Source organism: Gluconacetobacter entanii, assembly GCF_003206495.1.
In the GTDB taxonomy this organism is placed as follows: Bacteria; Pseudomonadota; Alphaproteobacteria; order Acetobacterales; family Acetobacteraceae; genus Novacetimonas; species Novacetimonas entanii.
Window position 1 is genome coordinate 1 of record NZ_NKUF01000085.1, and the last position, 5,297, is coordinate 5,297.

The following is a 5,297-nucleotide window of genomic DNA, read 5'->3' on the forward strand; positions in this document are numbered from 1 at the left end:
ATGTCTCACCGCTGGGATGGGAACACATCAACCTCACCGGCGAATATCGCTGGCCTAAATCCTTAGCGTAGGATTTCGCCCCCTCCCGCAAACGACCCCATATGGGTCAGAAAACTCTTGCATAACGGACGGCAACCACAGAAGAAATCCGTGTTCCCGGATTACATTGTCTGCCTGGAGGATGGGAAAAAACTGAAGATGCTCAAGCGTCATCTCCAATCCGCCTATGGCATGACGCCAAAACAGTATCGCGAGAAATGGGGCCTGCCTGAAAGCTACCCGATGGTGGCCCCCGCCTATGCAGCCCGACGCTCTGTCCTGGCACAGGAGATCGGACTGGGACGGGCCGTCAGGACCGCACCTGATGTTACGGCCCCCACTGCTGAAGATCAGGTGCCGGTCACGCACATACCGGAGAGAAACGCGGGCGCAGGTCCAAACTGGCCTGAAAATCCAGACGGAAACAGAACGCGGGAACGATCTCTCATTCCCGCACTGAAGTTTACCAGTAATATTCGTGGGGTCGCCGGGTTCCGGTATACGGAAAGACCGCCTCGACAGGATCAAGGTTGCCCTTGATGATCAGGCGGGCAACATGCCTGTCATGATGACGGCCAGGACGGATATCACGCAGATGGCTGTACCAGTTGGGGGATTCAGAGGCTTCACGTGAGCCTCCATAACCACAGCGATCCGGCCGATTGGCCCAGCGATGATCACGACCGTATTTGCGGCTGTGATGATAGGTGCGAGACATGGGAGCTTCCCCTCCATGACGCGCGGAGTAATTTCCGAGCGTACCTACATCGCCCGATCTCCTCTGTTCTGGTCGGAATACAGCTTTACCGCGCCTGAGTGACATCGGTCTCCAGCAGCATCCGGACATAGCGTGTGTAAGGGATGCCCTTTGCCTTCGCCCTGGCTTTCACGGCGTCCAGCAGGAACGCCGGCAGGCGCATGTTGAGGGCAGCCGCCTTGGGTTCGATCTCCTGCTGCCTAGCCACTGCATACCCCCTCTTGGCACTGTCTCGGCCCCGTTCTGGTACCTGACTGACACCGCATTCGGGGCTGCATTGGACCCGACCTGACATAGGTTCTTCATACACCATTGCACCATTGGTGCGGGCATGCCCAAAGGGCTTGGAAAACCCGAGCCCCTTAGGCCAAAGGGTGGACCGATACGGTCCACCCTTTCGGCAAGAATGGTCGTTGCAGCGAGCAGACGTGGCACGACAGTTCCCTACCGCCTGAAAGGCGGTGACTATCTTACGCGACGTTCCTTGGCCGACCGCCTTTCGCACCATTCCGGCGTGCCGCCGCCGCCTTTGCCTGGCTGGCGGACGATCCGCCCACGCGTCCCATCTGTGCCGCCATCCAGCTTCGGGAACCGTAGATACCGTGGATCAGACCTTCGACCAGGACATCGGCGTCGAGACGGGGCCAGTGAAGGCCATTACCCAGCGGGGTGATCTCGATCTCGGCCAGATCATTCAGGGAAGCGTCCTGCAAATCTTGTATCAGATCCACAGGCACGCTCATCTCAACACCGTTGGAGAGCGTGACGTGAAGAGCACGGCGAGCACGGATAAACCGTGCGGAGACCGCATGAGGAATTGTTGCTCTATGAAGCGCGTCTGCTTCACGAGCGGCCTGATAGTTCATGTCATTCGCCATGTATCTTCTCCCATGCTTCAGCCAACATCTCAGCGTGGTCCTGCACGATGACAAGGGCTTCCTGCATGATCTTATCTTTCATGCCACCTGCCCGTATCAGTCGGACTTTCCTGCCAATTTCAATCACCGCTTTCCCATCCGCGCTTATGACGCGAACGTACATTGGCACATGATCTGCCGTGTAAATCACGACACGAAATACATTGATGCGTAGAAGCGTCGGCATAATGCACCATATCCCTAACGCTTGGGTTTTTCAATCAGAACCATCCCACTGAAAGTCAGGAGGAGGATATCTGGACGGACGAACAGGAAATGGCCAGCCCATCAATCCCTGACAAAGCCAGCAGAGCGCCATAGAAGGCCGTACAAAGCGTAATTCCCGTTATCGCCCACCAACTAGCCGCCACACACGATAACGCCTGTACGGCCACCCTGTGGCGTCTGATGGGCATGCTGCGACACGTGATCTGCTGAATGATCGCCTGAACACCGGTGCGTCTTGAGCAGATTACGGTCTTGCTCGGTTTTTCTGGTGTTGCAGGCGTCGGGCGAGCGCGGAGCGGGAGCCCCGTAGGGCGTCGAAGGCGCCGACGCAGGAGAGGAAGGTGCTGGTGGAGAGACGATGCGTTTCCGCATCGTCAGATTATGATTTCGCGCCGTAGGCGTGTCTGTTTAGCGCAGCCCTGAAAGGGCGAGCAGGGGGATGCCGGGTGGGAGATCGCGCTATGCGCGATCGTGGCGGCCGTAGGCCGCGAGCCGGCGGGGGCGGAGCCCCCAAGAGGCGGTGCTTGGTGGCAATTTGGCTAAAGGTTGCAGAGAATGAAAAGTTATCCACAGTCTTAGAGTGTTAATTTATGTGTTAATAGTAGTGTTAAGGGTTTTCCACAAACACGTAACTGACTGAAAATAAAATACAAAAACAGTGTTTTGGGGCCGCTTGCGTCAACGAAACCCCGAATCTAGTGACTCCAGAACCCCGAATCTGCGTCAACGAAACCACGAATCTAGCTCTTGCGTCAATGAAACCCCGAACCTAAACTGATCGTCAATGAAACCCCGAATCAAAGCAACCCGTCAACGAAACCCCGAACTGGCACTTATCGTCAATGAAACCCCGAACATTGATGGACGTTCAGTTCTACTTCCGGAACGATATCCGACACCAGATCTTTTTATTTGTGATGTCCTTGATGCCATCCCCAAAGATGATATGGCCTCGATGGAACATCCAATTTTCTCGCTTGCCACTAAACCTGATCGACGCATTTTCCGATACGAGCACAATGGCAATACAGTTGAGATCGTTCCGAGCGTCAAAGGGCTCGCGACGATCCATGACAAGGATATCCTTATCTATTGCATTTCGCAGCTTATCGCGAAAATGAATCAAGGTGAGCAGCCAAATCGAACTCTCCACCTTACCGCACGCGATTTATTGGTGTGGACCAACCGTCAAACCGATGGTGATGGCTATAAGCGGCTTCGGAGCGCGTTTGAGCGCTTAGCAGGCACACGGATCACCACCAACATCAAAGCTAATGGAGAAGAAATCACCGAAGGCTTTGGTCTTATCAATGAATGGCGAATTGTCCGTAAGACCAATTCCGGACAAATGTCCGAAATTAAGGTAACGCTGTCCGAATGGCTATTCAGAATGATCGAAGGCAGAAGTGTACTGACATTACATCGCGATTATTTCCGTTTACGCAAACCACTTGAACGGAGAATATACGAACTTGCACGCAAGCATTGTGGTGCTCAGGAAAAATGGGTTGTTTCTATAGAAATTTTACAGAAAAAAACGGGGGCCAGTAGCCATATTCGCGTATTTCGCTCAATGCTCCGTGACTTGGCAATCAATAACCACTTGCCTGATTATGCTGTCGAAATAAACAGCAACACAGTTACTTTCCGCAATCGGGAAACGATGGACACCGTCAAGGTAATAGAGCCAAAGCTCCAGAAACCATTTGTCGATCCCGAGGGTTTCCATGACGCTAGAGGAGTTGCTCCAGGATATGATGTCTACGCACTCTATGATGAATGGGTGTCATGGTGGAATGATAGCGGACAACCAGAGTTGCAAAACCCCAGCGCCGCATTTGTCGGATTCTGCCGCAACCGACACAAACGCAACCCTATACGCTAGACACAGCTTACGTGTATAATTGTATACGTGTATAAATGTATACTTATCCGCTAACGATCCTGCTTCGTCCTTTCTTCACAAACAGATCGTCCAGTGCTTCTCCAAGCAAACTCTGAACCGTCGTTCCCTCTTCGGCCGCTATAATACGAAGCTGGGTGCTGACTTCAGGAGAAAAGTGCCCACCGATCAACTTGGTCCCCTTACGACCATTCAGCGTAGGTTTACGGGATGATATATCTGGCTTCGGGGAAGGGGCTGGCATTGCCTCACCACTACCTTTGGCGCGATCAAGCATCGCTTGTAGCGTATTGCTTTTCGCCATCACACTACCTCCCGATTTTTGTATAATTGTATATCTGTATACTCGTATAAACGCTTAATTTCGTTTGCTGCTGGCCCATGTGCTTCGAATTCCTGCACAGCCTGTCCCGCTGCCTGTGCACGGAAAAATGCCTTGCGGTTTCCTACTGTCACCGGACAGACCGTTGCCCCCAATTCGGTTACGGCCTTAATGGCATCCCCTGTCTCCTGCCCCTGGGGGGGCACAAAAGTTAAAACGACAGCGAACGCTTTATCGAGCTGACGAACCACATCCAATGTGTGTGTCATACTCATTGTATCGAACACGGCCGTCTTCGTTGGAATGAGAACGAAGTCAGCATGCCGCGCCGCTTCATAAGCTACATCACGCGCAACAGCAGCTCCGTCGATAATCACAAGATCAGTACCCGCATCCGCGCAGGCTTTGAGCATTGCAGGCAAACGTATCGGCTGAATTGAAGCCACAGCCGGTGTATCGAGCTGGCGTACGTCTTTCCAGAAAGAGGCTGTCGCCTGTGGGTCCAAATCAATAATAGCCACAACCTTACCCGCTTGCTCAGCCGCGACAGCGAGACAGGTTGCAAGCGTCGTTTTTCCGACACCGCCCTTCTGCGAAAGAACAGCAAGAACCTTCATGCTACACCTCTACACGTATAATCTTATACCTGTATACACTCTCTACGAGGGAAGAGAAGGCCTCACCTTATCTCTCTGCACAATGGCAGCAACAGTGTTCTTGCTGATTCCCAGATCGCGGGCGATCCACCGATAACTCCGCTTTTCGGCTACCAACGCCATAACCTTCGGGGCCAGACGATCAGACTTTGGCCGCTCTCCTTTCTGTCGGCCGAGAACCTTCCCGCGTGCCCTGGCAGCGGCCAGACCAGACTTCACCCGCTCGCTAATCAGATCCCGTTCGAACTCAGCGATCCCGGCCAGAACCGTCGCCAGCATTCGTCCATGTGGTGTCGTCAGGTCGAACGTCATCCCCGTTATGGCGTAATCATCCGGCGAGAGACGCGGGCGTATTCAGGCGGCGATGGTATTGTGAACCTGCTGGTGGGCTTTCCAGTGCCAGGGCAGGAGTTCATGGAGGCGTGGATTGGGGATGTCATTGATCCGTGCCAGGACATCAGCGAGCCATGCATGG

General features: G+C 53.7%; 8 protein-coding genes and 2 pseudogenes. 2 read left to right on the forward strand and 8 right to left on the reverse strand.

The features are described 5' to 3' along the window. Positions 1 to 135: 135 nt before the first annotated feature. Positions 136 to 449: pseudogene (locus tag CFR72_RS18485) on the forward strand (MucR family transcriptional regulator); the annotation flags it as partial. A 53-nt stretch (positions 450 to 502) separates the two neighbouring features. On the opposite strand, the gene CFR72_RS16115 reads toward CFR72_RS18485, so the two are convergent. The 4 genes from CFR72_RS16115 to CFR72_RS16130 all read right to left on the reverse strand — a co-directional run bounded on the left by CFR72_RS16115 (position 503) and on the right by CFR72_RS16130 (position 1,900). Beyond that, complete coding sequence (locus CFR72_RS16115; protein ID WP_110914757.1) at positions 503 to 757, reverse strand: hypothetical protein; 255 nt, start codon at positions 755 to 757, stop codon at positions 503 to 505. An 85-nt stretch (positions 758 to 842) separates the two neighbouring features. Next, entirely contained in the window at positions 843 to 1,004 is a 162-nt protein-coding gene (locus CFR72_RS16120; protein ID WP_110914761.1) for a CopG family antitoxin, read from the reverse strand. Between the two features lie 262 nt (positions 1,005 to 1,266). Then, positions 1,267 to 1,674: a DUF2442 domain-containing protein gene (locus CFR72_RS16125; protein ID WP_110914758.1), complete on the reverse strand. Its 408-nt coding sequence runs from the start codon at positions 1,672 to 1,674 to the stop codon at positions 1,267 to 1,269. Next, a complete protein-coding gene (locus CFR72_RS16130; RefSeq protein WP_110914759.1) occupies positions 1,664 to 1,900 on the reverse strand; it encodes a DUF4160 domain-containing protein in 237 nt (78 codons plus the stop codon). The genes CFR72_RS16125 and CFR72_RS16130 overlap by 11 nt, the downstream gene beginning before the upstream one ends. A gap of 825 nt (positions 1,901 to 2,725) precedes the next feature. Between CFR72_RS16130 and CFR72_RS16135 the strand changes: the two genes are divergently transcribed. Next, positions 2,726 to 3,826 (forward strand): replication initiator protein A, encoded by a 1,101-nt coding sequence (locus CFR72_RS16135; protein WP_110914760.1) that lies wholly within the window; start codon positions 2,726 to 2,728, stop codon positions 3,824 to 3,826. A 43-nt stretch (positions 3,827 to 3,869) separates the two neighbouring features. Here CFR72_RS16135 and CFR72_RS16140 read toward each other — a convergent pair whose 3' ends face one another. The 4 genes and pseudogenes from CFR72_RS16140 to CFR72_RS18410 form a co-directional block, all read right to left on the reverse strand. Further along, entirely contained in the window at positions 3,870 to 4,148 is a 279-nt protein-coding gene (locus tag CFR72_RS16140) for a ribbon-helix-helix domain-containing protein (protein WP_231290084.1), read from the reverse strand. After that, complete coding sequence (locus CFR72_RS16145; protein ID WP_010511349.1) at positions 4,148 to 4,783, reverse strand: nucleotide-binding protein; 636 nt, start codon at positions 4,781 to 4,783, stop codon at positions 4,148 to 4,150. Before CFR72_RS16145 ends, CFR72_RS16140 begins: the two co-directional genes overlap by 1 nt. Positions 4,784 to 4,825: 42 nt before the next feature. Beyond that, a pseudogene (locus CFR72_RS16150) lies at positions 4,826 to 5,146 on the reverse strand (recombinase family protein); the annotation flags it as partial. A 30-nt stretch (positions 5,147 to 5,176) separates the two neighbouring features. Next, positions 5,177 to 5,297 (reverse strand): transposase domain-containing protein (locus CFR72_RS18410; RefSeq protein ID WP_146220762.1); only part of this gene is annotated, 121 nt, incomplete at its 5' end.

Excerpts from the sequence above, each read along its gene's own strand:
- CFR72_RS16145 (WP_010511349.1), bottom strand. The coding sequence starts at position 4,783 with ATGAAGGTTCTTGCTGTTCTTTCGCAGAAGGGCGGTGTCGGAAAAACG.
- CFR72_RS16140 (WP_231290084.1), bottom strand. The coding sequence starts at position 4,148 with ATGGCGAAAAGCAATACGCTACAAGCGATGCTTGATCGCGCCAAAGGT.
- CFR72_RS16115 (WP_110914757.1), bottom strand. The coding sequence starts at position 757 with ATGTCTCGCACCTATCATCACAGCCGCAAATACGGTCGTGATCATCGC.
- CFR72_RS16130 (WP_110914759.1), bottom strand. The coding sequence starts at position 1,900 with ATGCCGACGCTTCTACGCATCAATGTATTTCGTGTCGTGATTTACACG.
- CFR72_RS16125 (WP_110914758.1), bottom strand. The coding sequence starts at position 1,674 with ATGGCGAATGACATGAACTATCAGGCCGCTCGTGAAGCAGACGCGCTT.
- CFR72_RS16135 (WP_110914760.1), top strand. The coding sequence starts at position 2,726 with ATGAAACCCCGAATCAAAGCAACCCGTCAACGAAACCCCGAACTGGCA.